The 22,976-nt window shown below is 56.8% G+C and carries 17 protein-coding genes; 14 read left to right on the forward strand and 3 right to left on the reverse strand.

From position 1 onward, the window contains the following. Positions 1 to 104: 104 nt before the first annotated feature. The gene (locus BQ7483_RS01000; protein WP_072544519.1) at positions 105 to 2,372 is read left to right on the forward strand and encodes a RelA/SpoT family protein; all 2,268 of its coding nucleotides are present in this window, start codon (positions 105 to 107) and stop codon (positions 2,370 to 2,372) included. Here the strand turns inward: BQ7483_RS01000 and BQ7483_RS01005 are convergent. Further along, positions 2,369 to 2,773 carry a MerR family transcriptional regulator gene (locus BQ7483_RS01005; protein ID WP_072544520.1) on the reverse strand — a complete coding sequence of 135 codons (405 nt, stop codon included), beginning with the start codon at positions 2,771 to 2,773 and terminating at the stop codon, positions 2,369 to 2,371. The two genes, BQ7483_RS01000 and BQ7483_RS01005, sit on opposite strands and share 4 nt — an antisense overlap. 48 nt (positions 2,774 to 2,821) lie before the next feature. Then, positions 2,822 to 3,790, reverse strand: coding sequence for a M23 family metallopeptidase (locus BQ7483_RS01010; protein ID WP_022020732.1), 969 nt, complete (start codon positions 3,788 to 3,790; stop codon positions 2,822 to 2,824). Between the two features lie 186 nt (positions 3,791 to 3,976). Here BQ7483_RS01010 and alaS point away from each other — a divergent pair, with 186 nt between their 5' ends. After that, positions 3,977 to 6,595, forward strand: coding sequence for an alanine--tRNA ligase (alaS, locus tag BQ7483_RS01015; protein ID WP_072544521.1), 2,619 nt, complete (start codon positions 3,977 to 3,979; stop codon positions 6,593 to 6,595). Between the two features lie 183 nt (positions 6,596 to 6,778). Further along, on the forward strand, positions 6,779 to 7,891 hold the full coding sequence (locus BQ7483_RS01020) for a DUF2027 domain-containing protein (RefSeq protein WP_072544559.1): 1,113 nt from the start codon (positions 6,779 to 6,781) through the stop codon (positions 7,889 to 7,891). Here BQ7483_RS01020 and BQ7483_RS01025 read toward each other — a convergent pair. Next, complete coding sequence (locus BQ7483_RS01025) at positions 7,881 to 8,642, reverse strand: YaaA family protein (RefSeq protein WP_072544522.1); 762 nt, start codon at positions 8,640 to 8,642, stop codon at positions 7,881 to 7,883. The genes BQ7483_RS01020 and BQ7483_RS01025 overlap by 11 nt on opposite strands. Before the next feature lie 1,034 nt (positions 8,643 to 9,676). Here BQ7483_RS01025 and BQ7483_RS18125 point away from each other — a divergent pair. From BQ7483_RS18125 to dnaG, 11 genes are all read left to right on the forward strand, one after another. Next, entirely contained in the window at positions 9,677 to 9,937 is a 261-nt protein-coding gene (locus tag BQ7483_RS18125) for a 6-bladed beta-propeller (RefSeq protein ID WP_072544523.1), read from the forward strand. 41 nt (positions 9,938 to 9,978) lie between these two features. After that, the gene (locus BQ7483_RS01035) at positions 9,979 to 10,806 is read left to right on the forward strand and encodes a 6-bladed beta-propeller (protein ID WP_262493906.1); all 828 of its coding nucleotides are present in this window, start codon (positions 9,979 to 9,981) and stop codon (positions 10,804 to 10,806) included. A gap of 433 nt (positions 10,807 to 11,239) precedes the next feature. After that, a complete protein-coding gene (gene recJ / locus BQ7483_RS01045) occupies positions 11,240 to 12,955 on the forward strand; it encodes a single-stranded-DNA-specific exonuclease RecJ (RefSeq protein WP_072544525.1) in 1,716 nt (571 codons plus the stop codon). A gap of 95 nt (positions 12,956 to 13,050) precedes the next feature. Next, entirely contained in the window at positions 13,051 to 14,970 is a 1,920-nt protein-coding gene (locus tag BQ7483_RS01050) for a RecQ family ATP-dependent DNA helicase (protein WP_072544526.1), read from the forward strand. An 88-nt stretch (positions 14,971 to 15,058) separates the two neighbouring features. Further along, positions 15,059 to 16,021, forward strand: coding sequence for a tetratricopeptide repeat protein (locus tag BQ7483_RS01055; RefSeq protein ID WP_072544527.1), 963 nt, complete (start codon positions 15,059 to 15,061; stop codon positions 16,019 to 16,021). A 35-nt stretch (positions 16,022 to 16,056) separates the two neighbouring features. Then, entirely contained in the window at positions 16,057 to 17,067 is a 1,011-nt protein-coding gene (locus BQ7483_RS01060; protein ID WP_072544528.1) for a Gfo/Idh/MocA family protein, read from the forward strand. 273 nt (positions 17,068 to 17,340) lie between these two features. Beyond that, entirely contained in the window at positions 17,341 to 18,189 is an 849-nt protein-coding gene (locus BQ7483_RS01065; protein WP_072544529.1) for a prephenate dehydratase, read from the forward strand. Then, positions 18,170 to 19,408, forward strand: coding sequence for a pyridoxal phosphate-dependent aminotransferase (locus tag BQ7483_RS01070; RefSeq protein WP_022020746.1), 1,239 nt, complete (start codon positions 18,170 to 18,172; stop codon positions 19,406 to 19,408). Before BQ7483_RS01065 ends, BQ7483_RS01070 begins: the two co-directional genes overlap by 20 nt. A 146-nt stretch (positions 19,409 to 19,554) precedes the next feature. Continuing rightward, positions 19,555 to 20,622 (forward strand): bifunctional 3-deoxy-7-phosphoheptulonate synthase/chorismate mutase type II, encoded by a 1,068-nt coding sequence (locus tag BQ7483_RS01075; protein WP_022020747.1) that lies wholly within the window; start codon positions 19,555 to 19,557, stop codon positions 20,620 to 20,622. A 118-nt stretch (positions 20,623 to 20,740) separates the two neighbouring features. Next, a complete protein-coding gene (locus tag BQ7483_RS01080; RefSeq protein ID WP_022020748.1) occupies positions 20,741 to 21,514 on the forward strand; it encodes a prephenate dehydrogenase/arogenate dehydrogenase family protein in 774 nt (257 codons plus the stop codon). A 94-nt stretch (positions 21,515 to 21,608) separates the two neighbouring features. After that, positions 21,609 to 22,976: DNA primase (dnaG, locus tag BQ7483_RS01085; RefSeq protein WP_072544530.1), on the forward strand; the 1,368-nt coding region annotated here is incomplete at its 3' end.

The raw sequence follows: 22,976 nt of genomic DNA on the forward strand, positions 1-22,976 counted from the left end.
CCACGAAATAATTCAGGCATCACTGCTGTTTTAAGCGACAAAATGCTTGTCTGATGTCAAAATTTGCTTATTTTTGCAGAAAGTGAAGAAAATTGGATACGGATATGGAAGAGAACCTTGATCTGAAAGAGAAAGAGAAAGCGGAAGAAGCGATGATACAAGCAGCTTTCCAGGACCTGCTGAACTGCTACCTGGCCACCAAGCACCGCAAGCGTGTGGAAATCATCACCAAGGCATTCAACTTTGCCAACCAGGCGCACAAAGGCATCAAGCGGCGTTCGGGTGAACCTTACATACTGCACCCCATCGCCGTAGCCAAGATTGTGTGTACTGAAATCGGACTGGGTTCCACCTCCATCTGCGCCGCCCTGCTGCACGACGTGGTGGAAGACACCGACTACACCGTCGAGGACATCGAGAACATCTTCGGCCCCAAGATAGCCCAGATTGTGGACGGACTGACCAAGATATCGGGCGGTATCTTCGGCGACAAGGCTTCCGCACAGGCCGAAAACTTCAAGAAGCTGCTGCTCACCATGAGCGACGACATCCGCGTCATCCTTATCAAGATTGCCGACCGCCTCCACAACATGCGCACCCTTGGCTCCATGCTCCCCAGCAAGCAGTACAAGATAGCCGGCGAAACGATGTACATTTACGCCCCGCTGGCCAACCGCCTGGGCCTGTACAAGATCAAGACCGAACTCGAGAACCTCAGCTTCAAGTACGAACATCCCGAGGAATATGCCACGATCGCCCAGAAGCTGGAAGCTACCGCCACCGAGCGCGACAAGGTATTCAAGGAATTCACCGCCCCCATCCGCGAGCAGCTGGACAAGATGGGCATGAAATATTACATCCTGGCCCGCGTCAAGTCCATCTATTCCATCTGGAACAAGATGCAGACCAAGCACGTGCCTTTCGAGGAAATCTACGACATCCTGGCCGTCCGCATCATCTTCACCCCCAAGAATCTGGACGAAGAGCTGAACGACTGCTTCGACATCTACGTGGCCATCTCCAAGATATACAAGCCCCACCCCGACCGCCTGCGCGACTGGGTGAGCCACCCCAAAGCCAACGGCTACCAGGCCCTGCATGTCACCCTGATGGGCAACAACGGCCAGTGGATTGAGGTACAGATCCGCAGCGAACGCATGAACGACGTGGCCGAACAGGGCTTCGCCGCCCACTGGAAGTACAAGGAAGGCGGCGGCAGCGAGGACGAAGGCGAACTGGAGAAATGGCTGAAGACCATCAAGGAAATCCTGGACGACCCGCAACCCGACGCCATCGACTTCCTCGACACCATCAAGCTCAACCTCTTCGCGTCGGAAATCTTCGTGTTCACCCCCAAAGGCGACCTGAAAACCATGCCGCAGAACTGCACGGCCCTGGACTTCGCCTTCTCCCTCCACACCGACATCGGCAGCCACTGCATCGGCGCCCAGGTGAACCACAAGCTGGTGCCCCTGAGCCATAAGCTGCAGAGCGGCGACCAGGTGGAAATCCTGACCTCCAAATCGCAGCACGTGCAACCCGAATGGATGAACTACGCCACCACGGCCCGCGCACGGGCCAAGATAGCCTCCATCCTCCGCAAGGAAGCCAAGGTCAACCAGAAGGAAGGCGAAACGATACTGGCCGACTTCCTCAAGGCCGAAGGCATCCGCATGGACGACTCGGCACTCGACAAGCTGACACGCCTGCACAACTTCCATACCCACGACGAGCTCCTGGTAGCCATCGGCAGCAAGAAGCTCACCCTGGGCGACACCGACCGCAACGCCTTCAAGGAAAAGCCTGAAAAGAGCTGGAAGAAGCTGCTGTCTTTCTCCTTCGGCACCAACAACAAAGAGGAAAAGGAAGAAGAGGAAAAGGCACCGCAGGTAAAGGCGACGCCGGACAAGATTGATACCAAGAAAATCCTGAAACTCACCGAGGAGGCCATCTCCAAGGAATACATCATGGCCGACTGCTGCCACCCCATTCCGGGCGACGACGTACTGGGCTACATCAACGAGAACAACCAGGTCATTATCCACAAGCGCCAGTGCCCCGTGGCCGCCCGTCTGAAAAGCAGCTACGGCAACCGCATCATCGCCACCCAGTGGGACACGCACAAGGACCTGTCCTTTCTGGTCACCATCTACGTCAAGGGCATCGACTGCATGGGACTGCTGAACGAAGTGACACAAGTCATCTCCCGCCAGCTGAACGTCAACATCCGCAAGCTCACCATGGAAACCAACGACGGCATCTTCGAAGGGAGAATCCAGCTGTATGTACACGACGTGGACGACGTGCGCACCATCTGCAACAACCTGAAGCAGATACAGAACATCAAGCAGGTGTCACGCATTGAGGACTAATGGTCTGACGACTGCAGGTTTCCAATGTTTTCCTTCAATGCCTCCACATCGTTGTAGGTGAAGGCATCGAGGGCATCGCGCATGGATACCAGTTCTTCCCGGATGTTCTTCAGGCGGTCTACCAGTTCATAGTTGCGCAAGGTAGCCTCGCGGTTGTCCTTCAGGCGCTGGCGGGCGCCGGGCAACGTCATGCCCCGTTCCTTCACCAGGTGATAGATCAGTTTCGCCGTCTCCACATCCTCCTTGCGGTACTGCCGCACTCCCCTGCCGGCTTTCTTGGGGCAAAGCTGCGGGAACTCCTTCTCCCAATAGCGGAGCAGCGACTCGTTGACGCCGAGCATGTCGGCCACCTCGCTGATGGAGTAATACAATTTCAGATTCTTGTCCTGATTCGGTACCATAGTCATGATTTAACGGTCTGTTATTCTCTTACACATTCTCGACAGCCGTCAATCCAGCACCTTTCCCTGGTTGGCGGCAATCTGTATCATGCGGTCGTAATCCTCGGCGCTCAGGTCCATGAAGTAGTAGTTCACGGGGTTGACCACCTGCCCCTTGACGTGCACCTCGTAGTGCAGGTGCGGGCCGGTACTCTTTCCCGTACTGCCCACGCCGCCTATCACCTCGCCGCGCACCACCTTCTTGCCCAGCTTCGTACGGAAGTCCTGCAAGTGTGCATACCACGTCTGATAGCCAAAGCCGTGGTCGATGATGATGGTATTGCCATAGCCCGTCTGCCACCCCATCTTCACCACCGTGCCGTCGCCCGTGGCATAGACATCGGTACCCGGATGGGCGGAGAAGTCCATGCCCGAGTGGAATTTGGTCGTACCGTAGACAGGGTCGATGCGCGTACCGTAGCCCGAAGCCGTCTGCTTCAGGTCCTTGTTGGAGATGGGCTGGATGGCCGGTATGCAGCGCAGCATCTCGTCGTGCTGCTTACACATGCGCACCACGTCGTCGAACGAGCGCGACTGGATGTACAGTTGCTTGGTCAGCATGTCCATCTTCTGCGTCGTGTTCAACACCAGTTCCGAGTTGGCCATTTTCATCAGATGCTCATAGCGGTTGGTACCGCCGAAGCCGCCCTGGCGGATGGCGGCCGGCACGGGGTCGGCCATGAAGATGACCCGATAGAGGTTGTCGTCGCGCTGCTGGATGTCCTGCAGCACGCCCATCGCTTCGTCCATCCGATGCTGAAGTACGTTATACTGGGCCTGCAGCTGGCTGTTCTCCTTCCTCAATTCCTTCTCCGAAGGCGAACCGAATATCAGCAGCAATACGATGAAACTGCCGGCACCCAATCCCATCCCGATGAACAGACGGCGTGCATAGCTCATCATCCGTTGGCGGAAAGTAGGGTAAATGCGGTCGTAAGTCTGGGTCTGCGGATTATATATATAGTATACTTTACGCATCTTTTTGGAAATATTTCGGTTGTCTATGCGGCAAAAGTAATAAAAACGAGCTATCTTTGCACAGTTTTTTGAGTTTTTAAGTTATTGAGTTTTCGAAGGTTCCGCTGCCGGACCCATCCGGACGACCCAGACTTTCCCGCTCAGAAAAAGACTTACTATGCTGAAATCTAAAAACTTACATAGAATATGTTGACTGCAAACGAAATCAGAGACTCGTTCAAGAGTTTCTTCGAGAGCAAGGGTCACCACATCGTGCCCTCCGCTCCCATGGTAATCAAGGACGACCCCACATTGATGTTTACCAATGCGGGAATGAACCAGTTCAAGGACATCATTCTGGGCAACCACCCGGCGAAATACAAACGGGTGGCCGACTCGCAGAAGTGCCTGCGCGTCAGCGGCAAGCACAACGACCTGGAGGAGGTAGGACACGACACCTACCACCACACCATGTTCGAGATGCTGGGCAACTGGTCGTTCGGCGACTACTTCAAGAAGGAAGCCATTTCCTGGGCCTGGGAATACCTGGTGGACGTGCTGAAAATCAATCCGGAGAACCTGTATGCCACCGTCTTCGAAGGAAGTCCCGAAGAAGGCCTCGAACGCGACAACGAAGCCGCCTCCTACTGGGAACAGTTCCTGCCGAAAGACCACATCCTGAACGGCAACAAGCATGACAATTTCTGGGAAATGGGCGATACGGGTCCCTGCGGTCCCTGCTCGGAGATCCACATCGACTCGCGCTCGGAAGAAGAGAAAGCCCAGGTGCCCGGACGCGAACTGGTGAACAAGGACCACCCGCAAGTCATCGAAATCTGGAACCTCGTGTTCATGCAATACAACCGCAAGGCCGACGGCAGCCTCGAACCGCTTCCGGCCAGAGTCATCGACACCGGCATGGGCTTCGAACGACTGGTGCGTACCCTGCAGGGGAAAACGTCCAACTATGACACCGACATCTTCCAGCCCATCCTGAAGGTGATAGGCGACATGTCCGGAAAGACTTACGGAACCGATGAGAAAGCGGACGTTGCCATGCGTGTCGTGGCCGACCACATCCGCACCATCGCCTTCTCCATCACCGACGGACAGCTGCCCAGCAACGCCAAGGCCGGCTACGTCATCCGCCGCATCCTGCGCCGCGCCGTCCGCTACGGCTATACGTTCCTCGGACAGAAGCAGGCCTTCATGTACAAGCTCATCCCCGTGCTGATAGAGAACATGGGAGAAGCCTATCCCGAACTGAAGGCCCAGAAGGAACTGATTGTCAAAGTCATCAAGGAGGAAGAAGAAGCCTTCCTGCGCACGCTCGAAACGGGTATCCGTCTGCTGGAGAAGACCATGGCCGACACCAAGGCTGCCGGCAAGACCGAAATCAGCGGAAAGGATGCCTTCACGCTGTACGACACTTTCGGCTTCCCGCTCGACCTGACCGAACTGATCCTGCGCGAGAACGGCATGACGGCTGATCTCAAGGAGTTCGACGCCGAGATGCAGCAGCAGAAGCAGCGCGCCCGCAACGCCGCTTCCGTAGAAACAGGCGACTGGATTACACTGAAGGAAGGTACCACCGAATTTGTAGGTTACGACTATACGGAATACGAAACCAGTATCCTGCGCTACCGCCAGATAAAGCAGAAAAGCCAGACGCTCTACCAGATTGTGCTGGACAAGACGCCGTTCTACGCCGAAAGCGGCGGTCAGGTAGGCGACACGGGCGTCCTGGTCAGTGAGTTCGAGACCATCGACATCATCGACACCAAGAAGGAGAACAACCTGCCCATCCATATCGCCAAGAAGCTGCCCGAACACCTCGACGCACCGATGATGGCCTGCGTAGACACCGACAAGCGCGCCGCCTGCGCCGCCAACCACTCGTGTACGCACCTGCTGGACGAGGCCCTGCGCACCGTGCTGGGCGACCACGTGGAGCAGAAGGGTTCGCTGGTTACGCCGGACTCGCTGCGCTTCGACTTCTCGCACTTCCAGAAGGTGACCGACGAACAGCTGCGCCAGGTAGAACGCCTGGTCAACGCCAAGATCCGTGCCAACATACCTCTGAAGGAATACCGTAACATCCCCATCGAGAAAGCCAAGGAACTGGGTGCCATCGCCCTCTTCGGCGAAAAGTACGGCGACCACGTCCGCGTCATCCAGTTCGGCTCGTCCATCGAGTTCTGCGGCGGTACGCACGTAGCCGCTACCGGCAACATCGGCATGGTGAAGATTCTGTCTGAAAGCTCCGTGGCAGCCGGCGTACGCCGTATCGAGGCCGTGACCGGTGCCAAGGTGGAAGAGATGCTGGACAGCCTGCAGGACTCCATCCGCGACCTGAAAGCGCTCTTCAACAACGCCCCCGACCTGGCCGGAACCATCCGCAAGTACATCGAGGAGAATGCCGGACTGAAGAAGCAGGTAGAAGAGTTCATGAAGGAAAAGGAAGCCCAGCTGAAAGAGAAACTGCTGAAGAGCGTCAAGGAGGTGAACGGCGTGAAACTCATCAAGTTCTGCGCTCCCCTGCCCGCCGACACGGTGAAGAACATCGCCTTCCAGCTGCGCGGCCAGATTACGGAGAACCTGTTCTTCGTGGCCGGCACCGAGTTCGAAGGCAAGCCGATGCTCACCGTCATGCTGAGCGACAACCTGGTGGCCGGCGGCCTGAAGGCCGGTGCGCTGGTGAAGGAAGCTGCCAAGCTGATCCAAGGCGGTGGCGGCGGCCAGCCCCACTTCGCTACGGCCGGCGGCAAGAACCCCGACGGACTGACGGCAGCTGTCGACAAGATTGTCGAACTGGCCGGACTCTGATCCGCGACATAGCAACCCAGCCATAAAAAAGGGGCTGTTCCGACACAGAAGTATCTTCAACGGAACAGCCCCTTTTCTTTTTCCCCACGCGGTGCGACATCGATTTCCGCCCGTCTCCCCATCCGCTTTTGAAAATAAATAGGTATCTTTGTCTCACCAACGAAATAAAACAGAAAAGTTATGATAAAGATAGGAGACAAAGTTCGCTTTCTGAACGAAGTGGGTGGCGGAAAGGTCACCGGATTCCAGGGAAAAGACATCGTGCTGGTGGAAGATGCCGACGGGTTCGACATCCCGATGCACATCAGTGAAGTGGTGGTGATAGAGACGGACGACTACAACGTACCGACTCCCGCCTCGAAGGCCGCCAAGGCCGAACAGAAGAAGGCGGAAGAACAACCCGCCCGCCCGGCCGCACCGCAACCGGCCGAACAGCCGCTGCACCGCGTGGAGAAGCCGCAGGTATCGGTCTACCGCCAGCCGGAGATAAAGGGCGGCGACGTGCTCAACGTCCACCTGGCCTTCGTGCCCACCGACATCAAGGCAGTGAGCACCACGTCCTTCGAAAGCTACCTGGTGAACGACAGCAACTATTACCTCTACTACACCTACCTGGGAGCCGAGGGCAAGGCATGGACGGTGCGTTCGCACGGCCTGATAGAGCCCAACACGAAGCTGCTGCTCGAAGAGTTCGAGAAGGCTTCGCTCAACGACCTGGAGCGCGTGGCCGTGCAGCTGGTGGCCTTCAAGGACCGCCGTTCCTTCCAGCTGAAGCCGGCCGTCAGCGTGGAGCTGCGCATCGACGTGGTGAAGTTCTACAAGCTGCACACCTTCCAGCCGACCGACTTCTTCGAGACGCCGGCCCTGCTCTACGACGTGGTCAAGAACGACCAGCCAGCCAAGCAGGTATATGTGTCGGCCGAAGAGCTCCAGGAGGCCCTGATGCAGAAGCGCAAGGCCGACGACGCGCCCCGCAAGCCGCAGACCATCGCCAAGCGCGGCGGCAAGAACGACATCATCGAGGTAGACCTGCACATCGGCGAACTGCTGGACGACACCCGCGGCATGAGCAACGGTGAGATGCTGAACTACCAGCTGGACAAGTTCCGCGAGGTGATGGAGCAGTACAAGAACAAGCGTGAGCAGCGCATCGTCTTCATCCACGGCAAAGGCGACGGCGTGCTGCGCCGCGCGCTGCTGGACGAGCTGAAGCGCAAGTACCCGGCCTGCAAGGCGCAGGACGCTTCCTTCCAGGAATACGGGTTCGGCGCCACGATGGTCACCATCAGGCAGTAAACAGCAGGTGGGTGTCCGTGCTCCGACTTTCGTCGAGCGCGAAGCCCTCCCATTGGAAACCACGCAACTCTTCGGGGCGGGTGAGGCGGTTCTTCAGGAAGAAGCGCGTCATCTCGCCCCGACACATTTTGGCATAGACGACCACCGTCGCCAGCCGGTCGCCCTTCCACACCTGGAACTCGGGCGTCACGACCTGCACCTCGCGCTCCACGCGCCGCCAGTCGAAGAGGTTCTTCATCTCGCCGCTGGCCAGGTTGAGCAGCACGCCACCCTGCTGCCTGACGGCTTCGATGAACACGTCCGTCAGCAGCGGTTTCCAGTAGTCAAACATCGACAGCCCGCCCCGTTCGGGCAGGCAGACGTCGCCCTCCAGCCGGTAGGGCCGGATGCCGTCCAGCGGGCGCAGCAGGCCGTAGAGGAAGGAGGTGATGAGCAGGTGGTCCTGCGCGAAGGCAAAGTCGTCGGCCGTGAAGTCACGCGGCGCGATGCGTTTGAACACCGCCCCCGTATAGGCTCCGATGGCGGGCATCGGGCGATTCTCTTCCGAGCAGAAGTCGTGGTAGCGGAGGCGGTTTTCGGCGGCTATCTTCGCGTTGACCCGCAGCAGGGTCTCCAGCTCGGCGGCGGAGTATTGCGACAGGCTGAGGACGTTCTGCAACGCCTCGGCTTCAAAGCGGGGTGTAGTCAGCTGCGGCACGCGCAGGGTGCAGCGGGCAGCCATGGTCTTGGCACAGGAGATGAAGGCAAGCATAAGTCAATATAAAAAATCCTCAATTGAGGATGTGTCAAAATGAAGTGAGGCAATTTTAACTCCCCTCCTTCTGGAAGGAGGGGTGCCCAAAGGGCGGGGTGGTAGGTTTTCGCGAAGGGTTATCAATCAACGCGTTATGTATTCACCTACCACCTCCCCCTATCGGGTACTCCTCCTTCCAGAAGGAGGAGAGTCTCAGATACCTCTATTTTGACACACCCTCATTCAATAACATTGTAACCTTGCAAATTTGCGAACAGAACAATAAGACTGAGGTTGATTCAGCATTTTCATATTCTTTCTCTAAAACATTATTTTGAATACAAGCTTTTAACTCAAAACATATTTCATTCCAAATTTCATTCATTTTGCCTCTTTTTAAAAACAAAGGTAATAAAAATCAAGTACTCCCGCTTCATTTTGCGAAAGTAAATTATCGCACCAACCAATTTTCTGCTAAAATACAGGTATTTAATAAAATAGCCAAAAGCACTTCGTGTTTTTGTGGCATTTCACTTCGCGTTTTTGCGGTAATCTGTCTCAAAGTGTGTTCACCCTGTTTCCTTACCCCGTCTGACGAAGTGCTGCGTGAGGACCTGACGCAGTGCTTCATGAGGGTGTCACACAGTGCTTCCTGAGGGGCTGACAAAGCACGGCGTCAGAGAGTGAGGAAGCACGGTGTCAAGGAACGAAAAGACCCTTTTTTAAATACCGCCACAGATGCCACAGAGGATTACATTAAAATTATTGAACCCATTAAATAAATAGGCTGCCTTTAAAGGCAGACCATTTATTTAATTTCACGCGTAATGTTTACACAAGTATCTGTGGCATCTGTGGCGACATTGAAAATCAAGCACTTGTGCAGCAAGATAAAAAAGCATGACCGCTCGCCAACTCCCGGCACACGGTTCATAATATCATCAAGCATACGGAAAACCGCATTTTTCTCCTCTATAATTTTGTTTATAAAGCGGCAATATGTATTTTTGTTACGAACCTTTTCAGAGGCTGAATTCTAAAATTTATCTGCCATGAAAACAATCCATACCACTTCCATTGCCCTGTTCATAAGTCTGCTGTTCAGCTGCGGCCATTCCCCTCAAGAACCGGCTTCACCACTGACCTGCGACATCGACAGCATCTCCCGTGCGGCAGAAGCACCTGTCGACTCCATCCGCTATCTACCGTTAGAGCTGACGGACAGTTCACTGATAGGAAGCATTGACAAAATCATCTGCTTGAATGACAAATTCTATATCTATGACCAGTCCTTCCACACAAAGGCGTCCTGACATTCGACAAAAACGGTCGTTTTCTCCAAGTCCTGCATCCACTGGGACAAGGGCCGGGGGAATATCTCTATCCCGTGGATTTCGATGTAGACAGCGAGGGAAACATCTACATAGCCGACAACGAACGGCAACGTATCCTGAAATATGAAAAAGGGAATCCCAAGGCATACGAAGAAATTGCAACCGGACGATATTTCCTGGATTTCGCTCTGACGGAAGAGGGGAACTTCGTCCTGGGAGACGTCTACGAACAGGGGCGGCTTGCAGACAAACTGGCCGTCTACAACCCGCGTACCCAGACGTACGAAACGCTACTCCAGCCCGCCCTGCCCGAAGTGAACGAGATGAAGATACTGAAAACGGTTTCGCACTACCTGTTCAAATCCGGCAGAAAGACATACTATTACCACCGGTTCACCCCGCACGTCTATCAGCCTGAGCGGAAAGAACCGTTCGCCACGTTCCTGTCTTCCAGATATTATACAGCCGAAAGCCTGAAAGAGCTGGAAAGCAAGTCCGCAGCCTTCCTTACGGACACCAAGCACATCAAGGACATCAACGGCTTCTACGAAATCAGTCAGGGCTATGTATGCTCCATCCTTTCCTCCTACCTGCCGGACTTCTACTACATCCCCCGAAAGGGTAACGGCATCCAGCGCTTCGGATTAGAAAGGGAAAAACGCCTGCTTGGAAACGTCATGCTCAAGGGGGTTACTGACCGCGCGCTCATCTTTACGGCCAGCTATACGGATGCCAACGCACAAAAAGCAGCCGGACTGACCGGACTATCCGCCGACGAACGGAAAATCTTCAGCCAATGGAACGCAGACAGCAACCCTATACTTATCCTGGTCTATCTAAAACCATAAGGGAGTGAAAGGCACATTCATCTCCCCACGATACCCACCTGGTTTACAACCACCTACAGCAAATGCGGAAGATGCGGAGGGTAATCTGCAAACATTACGCGCGAAAAATAATTAAATGAGCTGCCTTTAAAGGCAGCCTATTTATTTATCATTTCCTGAAAAAGTTGTCAAACCATCCTCCGCATCTTCCGCATTTGCTGTATAGGACTGTAAATCAGCAGGCTATCGTGGGAACTTTTTACACAGCCCCCTCCGGTCTCCCCACAGGCCTTCCAACCGTTTCCGCCCTTCCATTTCCGTCCGTTAAGAAAGATTTCATGTACTTTTCGCCCTTCTTTCAAGACTTTTTGCTACCTTTACGACTTGTTGGGGAAAAGGCACTCCGCGCCCGCCCCGACACCCGAGACTGGAAAAAGAAAAAACAATATATAAAATGACTCACAAATGGAATTATCAACCCATAACACCCGAACAGGCAGAAGCAAGCCGGCAACTGGCCAAGGAGCTGGGCATTAGCCCCATACTGGGGCAACTGCTCATCGAACGCGGCATCAAGACCGCTGCCGCCGCACGGAAATTCTTCCGCCCGCAACTGCCCGACCTGTACGACCCGTTCCTGATGAAGGATATGGACGTGGCCGTGGCACGCCTGAACCAGGCTATGGGAAAGAAAGAACGGATTCTGATTTACGGAGACTATGATGTGGACGGTACCACTGCCGTGGCACTGGTCTACAAGTTTATCCAACAGTTCTATTCGAACATCGACTATTACATCCCCGACCGCTACAACGAAGGCTACGGGGTGTCTTACAAAGGAGTGGACTACGCCGTGGAAACGGGCGTGAAGCTCATCATCGTGCTGGACTGCGGCATCAAGGCCGTGGACGAGATTGCCTATGCCCGCGAGAAGGGCATCGACTTCATCATCTGCGACCACCACGTGCCCGACGAGGTGCTGCCACCCGCCGTGGCCATCCTGAACGCCAAGCGCGAGGACAACACGTACCCCTACGAGCATCTGTCGGGCTGCGGCGTGGGCTTCAAGTTCATGCAGGCCTTCACGCTGAGCAACGGCATCGAGTTCCACCACCTCATCCCCCTGCTCGACCTGGTGGCCGTGAGCATCGCCTCGGACATCGTGCCCATCATGGGCGAGAACCGCATCCTGGCCTACCACGGCCTGAAGCAGCTCAACAGCAACCCCAGTATCGGGCTGAAGGCCATCATCGACGTCTGCGGACTGTCGGACCGGGAAATCAACATTAGCGACATCGTCTTCAAGATAGGGCCGCGCATCAACGCTTCGGGACGCATCCAGAACGGCAAGGAGGCCGTGGACCTGCTGACGGAGAAGGACTTCTCCACCGCCCGGGCAAAGGCCTTCCAGATCAACCAGTACAACGAGACGCGCAAGGACCTGGACAAGAGCATGACCGAAGAGGCCAACCGCATTGTGGCAGGACTGGAGGGGCTGGCCGACCGCCGCTCCATCGTGCTCTACAACGAGGCCTGGCACAAGGGCGTCATCGGCATCGTGGCCTCGCGCCTGACGGAAATCTACTACCGCCCCGCCGTGGTGCTGACCCGCACCAACGACATGGCCACCGGCTCGGCCCGCTCCGTGTCGGGCTTCGACGTGTACAAGGCCATCGAATACTGCCGCGATCTGCTCGAGAACTTCGGCGGGCACACCTATGCCGCCGGCCTGTCGATGAAGGTGGAGAACGTGCCCGCCTTTGCCGAACGGTTCGAGGAATTCGTGTCGCAGCACATCCTGCCGGAACAGACCAGCGCCGTGATCGACATCGACGCCGAGATAGACTTCAAGGACATCACACCCAAGTTCTTCAGCGACCTGAAGAAGTTCAACCCCTTCGGGCCGGAGAACACGAAGCCCGTGTTCTGCACCCACAACGTCTACGACTACGGCACGAGCAAGGTGGTGGGCCGCGACCAGGAACACATCAAGCTGGAGCTGGTGGACAACAAGTCGAACAACGTGATGAACGGCATCGCCTTCGGACAAAGCTCGCACGTGCGCTACATCAAGACGAAACGCTCGTTCGACATCTGCTACACCATCGAGGAGAACACCCACAAGCGGGGCGAGGTGCAGCTCCAGATAGAGGACATCAAGCCGAACTGAGGCTTTTTTCGGACAGAAGAACAAAAGTACAAAGGGATATTGCCTTGCAGATTGTTTTGTCTTTTTGTTCTTCTGTTCTTTTGTCTTAAAAAAGCATGGGAAAATCAGGACAAGGAGCAGTCATGGACTATCAAGCAATCTTAAAGCAATACTGGGGCTACGACTCCTTCCGCGGCATCCAGGAAGACATCATCCGCAGCATCGGCCAGGGACGCGACACGCTGGGCCTGATGCCGACGGGCGGCGGAAAGTCCGTCACCTTCCAGGTACCCGCCCTGGCCCAGGAAGGCATGTGCCTGGTCATCACTCCGCTCATCGCCCTGATGAAGGACCAGGTGCAGAACCTGAAGCGGCGGGGCATCAAGGCCCTGGCCGTCTACTCGGGCATGAGCCGGCAGGACATCATCGCGACGCTGGAGAACGCCATCTTCGGCAACTACAAGTTCCTCTACATCTCGCCCGAGCGGCTGGACACGGATATCTTCCGCATCAAGCTGGCCAAGATGAAAATCAGCCTGATTACGGTGGACGAGAGCCACTGCATCTCGCAATGGGGCTACGACTTCCGCCCGGCCTACCTGAAGATAGCCGAGGTGCGCCGCCTGCTGCCGGGCGTACCCGTACTGGCCCTGACCGCCACCGCCACGCCCGAGGTGGTGAAGGACATCCAACAGCGGCTGGAGTTCCGCGAGGAGAACGTGTTCCGCATGAGCTTCGAGCGCACCAACCTGGCCTACGTGGTGCGCCGCACGGAGAACAAGGCCGCCGAACTACTGCACATCCTGCAACGCATGCCGGGCAGTGCCATCCTCTACGTGCGCAACCGCCGCCGCACCAAGGAGGTGACCGAATGGCTGCAACAGCAGGGCATCACCGCCGACGTCTACCACGCCGGGCTGGACGACGCCGTGAAAGACATCCGCCAGCAGCGGTGGCAGAAAGGCGAAAGCCGCGTGATGGTCGCCACCAACGCTTTCGGCATGGGCATCGACAAGCCCGACGTGCGGCTGGTCATCCACCTGGACCTGCCCGACTCCATCGAGGCCTACTTCCAGGAAGCGGGCCGTGCGGGCCGCGACGGACAGAAGGCCTACGCCATCATCCTCCACTCCAAGGCCGACAGCACGACGCTGCGCAAGCGCATCCCCGACAACTTTCCGGAGAAGGACTACATCCGCGACGTCTACGAACACCTGCAATACTATTACGAAATGGCCATGGGCGACGGACGGGGCTGCGTGCGCGAGTTCGACATCGAGGACTTCTGCCGCAAGTTCAAGTACTTCCCCGTCCCCGTGGACAGCGCGCTGAAGATACTGACACAGGCGGGCTACCTGGAGTACACCGACGAACGGGACAACGCCTCGCGCCTGCTCTTCACCGTGAGGCGCGAGGAGCTGTACAGGCTGCGCGAGCTGGGCGACGACACGGACCGCCTCATCCAGGCGGCCTTGCGCTCGTACACCGGCCTGTTCACCGACTATGCCTTCATCAGCGAAGACACGCTGGCCGTGCGCGCCGGACTCACGCACCGACAGGTGTACGAACTGCTGAAGGAGCTTTCCCGGCGGCGCATCGTCAGCTACATCCCCCACAAGAAGACGCCCTACATCATCTATACCCGCGAACGGGTGGAAAGCGAGCGGCTGAACATCCCGCCCGCTGTCTACGAAGAGCGCAAGGCCCGCTACGAACAGCGCATCAGGGCCATGCTCGACTACGTGACCAACGACACGGCCTGCCGCAGCCGCATGCTGCTACACTACTTCGGCGAACAGAACGAGCACGACTGCGGGCAGTGTGACACCTGCATCGAACTCCGCAAGCAGACGGAGGCCCGGACGGCCGGCCTGTCCGAAAGAATCAGACAATGCCTGGACAGCCAACCGCTCACGCCCGCCGACTTGGCGGCCCAGATTCCGGTAGAAAAAGACCTGCTGACAGACACCTTACACCAAATGATGGACAACAAACAAATATTTACCCACAACGGGATGCTGCAAATCAGAAAATAATTCACTACTTTTGTCCCGCAATCGGCAAGAAGGAAGAGGCCGACCACTTCCTGACGTCCGTTGCAGCTACAATTAAACAGAAACGGATATGGGATTTTTCAAGTCATTCTTCTCCGGAAAGCCTTCCAGCCCGGAAGAAGAGCAACAGAAAAACAAACAAAAGAACTTCGAGATATTCAAGTATGACGGCATGCGCGCCCAGCGCATGGGACGCACGGACTACGCCGTCAAATGCTTCCAGGAGGCACTGGCCCTGCAGGAAGACTTCGAGACGATGGGCTACCTGGTACAGGTCTACATCCAGACCAACCGGCTGGACGAAGCCCGCCGCCTGCTGGAACGCATGACGCAGATGGAACCGAACCATGCCAACACCTTCCTGAACCTGGCCAACGTCTGCTTCGCCCAGGAAGACTATCCCGCCATGGCCGAAGCGGCCAAAAAAGCCATCGCCATCGAAGAAGGCAACGCCATGGCCCACTACCTGCTGGGCAAGGCGACGGACGGCGAGGGCAACAGCATCATGAGCATCGCCCACCTGACCAAAGCCATCCTGCTGAAGGACGACTTCACGGAAGCCCGCCTGATGCGTGCCGAAGCCCTGATGAAGATGCAGCAGTACAAGGAAGCCGCCGAGGACATCGAAGCCATCCTGTCACAGACTCCCGACGAAGAGAACGCCCTGCTGCTGCGCGGACGCATCGAAGAGTCCACCGGAAAGGCTGAAGAAGCCGAAGCCGACTTCCGCAAGGTGACGGAAGAAAATCCGTTCAACGAGCAGGCCTATCTGTACCTGGGACAGCTGTACATCGGCCAGAACAAACTGACGGAAGCCATCGCCCTCTTTGACGAGGCCATCGAACTGAACCCCAACTTCATCCAGGCCTACCACGAACGCGGACGGGCCAAGATGCTGAACGGCGACAAGGACGGCGCCACAGAAGACCTGAAGAAGGAACTGGAGCTGAACCCCAAGGAAAGCGAAGCCTTCAACGGCGAATACAACAACCTGCCCGGAGGAAACAGGCAGACTGACATCTTAGGACTATAATCCCCCTATCGCAACACACAACAAACCCAAGCACTATGAGCCAAGAACGAAATAATGTAGCCATCCTGGGCACCGGACATATCGCCGCCAAGATGGCCGCTACCCTGCAACAGATGAAAGACGTGAACTGCTACGCCGTAGCCTCACGCGAACAGATCCGTGCCGAAGCCTTCGCCAAGGAGTGGGGCTTCAAGAAAGCCTGCGGATCGTATGAAGAACTGGCCGCCGACCCTCACGTCGACCTGGTCTACATCGCCACGCCCCACTCCCACCACTACGAGCATGCCCGCCTGTGCATCCTCAACGGGAAGGCCGTGCTCTGCGAAAAGGCCTTCACGGCCAACGCCCGCCAGGCCGAAGCACTGCTGCAGCTGGCCAAGGAACGCAACGTGTTCATCACCGAAGCCATCTGGACACGCTACATGCCCTTCTCCCACACCATCCGCGAACTGGTGTTCAACGGCTCCATCGGCCGCCCGCACATGCTGACGGCCAACCTGGGCTATCCCATCGCCTACAAGGAACGCATCGCCAAGCCCGAACTGTGCGGAGGCGCCCTGCTCGACATCGGCGTCTATCCCATCAACTTTGCCCGCATGATATTCGGCACCGACATCGACGACATCCAGTCGCACTGCGTGAAGAACAACTACGGCGTGGACATCCAGGAGAGCATCTCCTTCCGCTACGCCAACGGCAACATGGCCGTGATGCAGCTCACTGCCAGCTGTGCCAACGACCGTCAGGGCATCATCTCGGGCGAGAAAGGCTACATCGTGGTGGACAACATCAACAACCCGCAGCAGGCCGCCATCTATGACAGCGACCACCAGCTGGTGAAGATTTACGACTGCCCGTCACAGATCAGCGGCTACGAATACGAGGTGCAGGCCTCCATCGACGCCCTGCGCCGGGGACAACTGGAGACGGCTGCCATGCCCCACGCCGAGACACTGGAAATCATGCACCTGCTCGACCGGCTCCGCCAGCAATGGGGAGTGGTCTATCCGGCCGACACCGAGGACATCGGCGAACAGGAAAAGTAAAATTGATACCTTTTTCAAAAAAAACATGGAATATTGTTTGCATTTCAAAGAAAAGCATTACATTTGCCGACGAATTAACAAGAAAGACAAGATATGAACCTGTTTGCTTACGCATATTACTTCTTCTTTTACTTTTACTTTAGCAACAAAGTAGAGCGGGAGTTTGTATGTGTCAAGTGACAGTGACGCTTAAGAACTGAAGAAAGAACTTAAAAATAAAGATATGGATCCCGCTCCCATGACTGGAAGCGGGATTTTTGTTAATACAACGATATGAAAAGAATAGCCATTCAGGGAACCTTGGGTTCCTTCCACGACATTGCAGCCCACCGATACTTCGAAGGCGAAGACATCGAACTGATCTGCTGCGCTACGTTTGAGGATGTATTCAAGTCCATCCACCAGGACAGCCAGGTCATCGGCATGCTGGCCATCGAGAATACCATTGCGGGCAGCCTGCTCTACAACAACGAACTGCTGCGCCAGAGCGGCACACAGATTGTCGGCGAACACAAGCTGCGCATCTCGCACAGCTTCGTCTGCCTGCCCGAAGAAGACTGGGACGACATCACCGAAGTCAACTCGCACCCCATCGCCCTGATGCAATGCCGCGAGTTCCTGAGCCAGCATCCCAACATCAAGGTCGTGGAAGGTGAGGACACCGCCTTCAGTGCCGAAATCATCAAAAAGGAGCATCTAAAAGGACATGCCGCCATCTGCTCGAAGGCGGCTGCCGAGCTCTACGGCATGAAGGTGCTGCAAGAGGGCATCGAGACGAACAAGCACAACTTCACCCGCTTCCTGGTAGTGGCCGACCCCTGGCAGGTGGACGAACTGAACCGCCACCGCAACCGCGAGCCCAACAAGGCCAGCCTGGTGTTCACCCTGCCCCATACCGAGGGAAGCCTCTCGCAGGTGCTGTCCATCCTCTCGTTCTACCGCATCAACCTGACCAAAATCCAGTCGCTGCCCATCATCGGGCGGGAATGGGAATACCAGTTCTACGTAGACGTGATGTTCGACCAGATGCTGAGGTACAAGCAGGCCCTCGCCGCCATCAGTCCATTGACCAAAGAATTAAAGATATTAGGAGAATACGAAGATGGAAAATCAACACTGTGATAAAGCTACAAGTGACAAGCTACGAGCTACGAGTGACGAGCTACAGGCTACGAGTTACCGGCCGGCCGACCGCCTGGCTTCGGTCAGCGAATACTACTTCTCGCGCAAGCTGAAGGAAGTGGCACAAATGAACGCGCAGGGGATGGACGTCATCAGCCTGGGCATCGGAAGCCCCGACATGCCGCCCTCGGCCAAGACCATCGAGACCTTATGCCAGGCTGCACAGAACCCCGACGGACACGGCTACATGCCCTACGTGGGCATCCCCGAACTGCGCAAGGCCTTTGCCGACTGGTACAAGCGGTGGTACGGCGTAGACCTCGACCCGCAGACCGAGATACAGCCGCTCATCGGCTCGAAGGAAGGCATCCTGCACGTCACGCTGGCCTTCGTCAACCCCGGCGAGCAGGTACTGGTGCCCAATCCGGGCTACCCCACCTATACCTCGCTGAGCAAGATACTGGGGGCCGAGGTGGTGAACTACAACCTGAAGGAGGAAGACGGCTGGATGCCCGACTGGGAACAGCTGGAGGCGCTGGACACGAGCCGCGTCAAGCTGATGTGGACCAACTATCCCAACATGCCGACCGGCGCACCCGCCACGCCCGAGCTCTATGAACAGCTGGTGGACTTTGCCCGCAGGAAAGGCATCATCATCGTGAACGACAACCCCTACAGCTTCATCCTGAACGACCACCCGCTGAGCATCCTGGCCGTGCCGGGTGCCAAGGAATGCTGCATCGAGTTCAACTCCATGAGCAAGAGCCACAACATGCCGGGCTGGCGCATCGGCATGCTGGCCTCGAACCCGCAGTTCGTGCAATGGGTGCTGAAGGTGAAGAGTAACATCGACAGCGGCATGTTCCGCGCCATGCAGCTGGCCGCCGCCACTGCTCTGGAGGCCGACGCCGACTGGTACGAAGGCAACAACCGCAACTACCGCAACCGCCGCCGCCTGGCCGGAGAAATCATGCACACGCTGGGCTGCACCTACGACGAACGACAGGTGGGCATGTTCCTCTGGGGACGCATCCCCGACTCGTGCAAGGACGTGGAGGAGCTGACCGAACGCGTGCTCCACGAAGCCCGCGTCTTCATCACCCCGGGCTTCATCTTCGGCTCGAACGGCGCACGCTACATTCGCATCTCGCTCTGCTGCAAGGACGCGAAGCTGGAGGAGGCGCTGGAGAGAATTAGGAAAATGAAGAATGAAGAATGAGGAACGAAGAATTTCCGACTGCTTCATTCGTGAACCACAGAAACAATTAACAGACATAAGAACATACAATGATGACCCCGAAAGAACGAAGGGGACGCCGCAGGCCAATTCTTCATTCTTCATTCATCATTCTAAATTCAATCGTTATGGAACTCGAATTAGAGAAAATCACACTCCCGGGCGTGGACGACAAACGCCCCCTGGTGATTGCAGGCCCCTGCAGCGCCGAAACTGAAGAACAAGTGATGGAAACCGCCCGCCAGCTGGCAGGCCGCGGCATCAAGATATTCCGTGCCGGTATCTGGAAACCCCGCACCAAACCCGGAGGCTTCGAGGGCGTAGGCGTAGAAGGCCTGCCCTGGCTCAAGGAAGTGAAACAGGAAACGGGCATGTACGTGGCTACCGAAGTGGCCACTGCCAAGCACGTGTTCGAGGCCCTGAAGGCCGGCATCGACATCCTGTGGATCGGCGCCCGCACCACGGCCAACCCCTTCGCCATGCAGGAGATAGCCGACGCACTGAAGGGCGTGGACATCCCCGTTTTGGTGAAGAACCCCGTGAACCCGGACCTGGAATTGTGGATCGGTGCGCTGGAGCGCATCAACCAGGCCGGACTGAAACGGCTGGCCGCCATCCACCGCGGCTTCTCGTCGTACGACAAGAAGATATACCGCAACCTGCCCCAGTGGCACATCCCCATCGAGCTGCGCCGCCGCATCCCCAACCTGCCCATCCTCTGCGACCCCAGCCACATCGGCGGCAAGCGCGAGCTTGTGGCCCCGCTGTGCCAGCAGGCCATGGATCTGGGCTTCGACGGCCTCATCGTGGAGAGCCACTGCAACCCCGACAAGGCCTGGAGCGACGCGGCCCAGCAGGTGACGCCGGACATTCTGGACTACATCCTGAACCTGCTCGTCATCCGCGAAACCAACCAGAGCACGGAGAACCTGAACGAACTGCGCAAGCAGATTGACGAATGCGACGACGAGCTCATCCAGATTCTGGGCAAGCGCATGCGCGTGGCCCGCGAAATAGGTACCTACAAGAAGGAACACGACATGACCATCCTTCAGACAGGCCGTTACAACGAGATTCTGGAGAAGCGCGGTTCGCAGGGTGCCCTCTGCGGCATGGATGCCGACTTCATCAAGAAAGTGTTCGAAGCCATACACGAAGAAAGTGTAAGGCAGCAGATGGAAATCATTAATAAATGAAGAACGAAAAACGAAGAATGAAGAATTCGGGCTGCGCATTGCGACAGTCTTACCTGTCCCAGCCACCCCTTCTTCATTCCTCATTCTTAATTCTTCATTCTTAATTCTTCATTTTATCATGAGAATATTGATCCTCGGAGCCGGAAAGATGGGCTCCTTCTTCAACGATGTACTGAGTTTCCAGCACGAGACGGCCGTGTACGACGTCAACCCGCACCAGCTGCGCTTCGTCTACAACACCTACCGCTTCACCACGCTGGACGAGATAAAAGATTTTGAACCCGAACTGGTAATCAACGCCGCCACGGTGAAGTACACCCTCGACGCTTTCCGCCAGGTGCTGCCCGTGCTGCCCAAGGACTGCATCCTGAGCGACATCGCTTCGGTGAAGACCGGACTGAAGGCCTTCTACAAGGAAAGCGGCTTCCGCTACGTGTCCACGCACCCCATGTTCGGACCGACATTCGCCAGCCTCAACAACCTGAGCGAGGAAAATGCCATCATCATCACCGAAGGCGACCACCTGGGCCGCATCTTCTTCAAGGACCTCTACCAGACGCTGAAGCTGAACATCTTCGAATATACCTTCGACGAACACGACGAGACGGTAGCCTACTCGCTGTCCATCCCCTTCGTGTCGACCTTTGTCTTCGCCGCGGTGATGAAACACCAGGATGCGCCGGGCACCACCTTCAAGAAGCACATGGCCATTGCCCGCGGCCTGCTGAACGAAGACGACTACCTGCTGCAGGAAATCCTCTTCAACCCCCGCACGCCCGCCCAGGTGGCCAACATCCGCACGGAGCTGAAAAACCTGCTCGAAATCATCGAGAAGAAGGACGCCGACGGCATGAAGCAGTATCTCACCAAGATTCGCGAGAACATCAAATAGGGATGCACAAGGCTGGGCGACGGACGTAAAGTGCCACTTTATGCTCCCCCAGTGACACATTATCCGAAAATAACCCGTAACTTTGTCCTCCGCAATGATAGACCAAGCCACCATAGACCGGATTATGGACGCGGCGCAGATTTACGACGTCGTGTCGGACTTCGTGACCCTGCGCAAGCGCGGCGTCAACTACGTGGGCCTCTGTCCCTTCCACGACGACAAGACGCCCTCGTTCTACGTCTCGCCCGCCAAGGGGCTCTGCAAATGCTTCGCCTGCGGCAAAGGGGGCAACGCTGTCCATTTCATCATGGAGCACGAACAGCTCACCTATCCCGAGGCCCTGCGCTTCCTGGCCAAGAAATACGGCATCGAAATCAAGGAACGCGAACTGACGGGCGAAGAAAAGGCCGCACAGAGCGAGCGCGAGAGCCTGTTCGTGGTCAACCAGTGGGCCAACGACTACTTCCGCCGCACCCTGCGGCAGACCGAGGAAGGACGCAACATCGGCATGGCCTACTTCCGGAGCCGCGGCTTCCGCGACGACATCATCGAGAAGTTCCAGCTGGGCTACTGCACCGAGAGCCACGACGCCATGGCCCGCGAGGCACTCAGCAAGGGTTACAAGAAGGAATACCTGGTGAAGACCGGCCTCTGCTACGAGACGGACGACCACCGCCTGCGCGACCGTTTCTGGGGACGCGTCATCTTTCCCGTCCACACGCTTAGCGGCAAGGTGGTAGCCTTCGGCGGACGCGTACTGGCCGCCGCTACCAAGGGTGTGAAGGTGAAGTACGTCAACTCGCCCGAATCGGAAATCTACCACAAGAGCAACGAACTCTACGGCATGTACCAGGCCAAGCAGGCCATCGTCAAGCAGGACCGCTGCTACCTGGTGGAAGGCTACACGGACGTCATCTCCATGCACCAGAGCGGAGTGGAGAACGTGGTGGCCTCATCGGGCACGGCACTCACCACGCAGCAGATCAAGATGATACACCGCTTCACCAACAACCTGACGGTGCTCTACGACGGCGATGCGGCGGGCATCAAGGCCTCTCTGCGCGGCATCGACATGCTGCTCGAAGAGGGAATGAACATCAAGGTATGCCTCCTGCCCGACGGCGACGACCCCGACTCCTATGCCCGCAAGCACAACTCTACCGAGTTCCAGGACTTCATCAAGGAGCACGAGACGGACTTCATCCGCTTCAAGACCAACCTGCTGATGGAGGATGCCGGCCAGGACCCCATCCGCCGGGCCGAGCTCATCAGCAACATCGTGCAAAGCATCTCGGTCATCCCCGAAGCCATCGTGCGCGACGTCTACATCAAGGAATGTGCCCAACTGCTACACGTGGAAGACCGCCTGCTCGTGTCTGAAGTGGCCAAACGCCGTGAGAAAGAAGCCGAACGCAAGGCCGAACAGCGCGAACGCGAGCGCCGCCGGACGACGGCCGACGCC

It is taken from the genome of Mediterranea massiliensis (genome assembly GCF_900128475.1).
Lineage (GTDB): Bacteria > Bacteroidota > Bacteroidia > Bacteroidales > Bacteroidaceae > Bacteroides > Bacteroides massiliensis_E.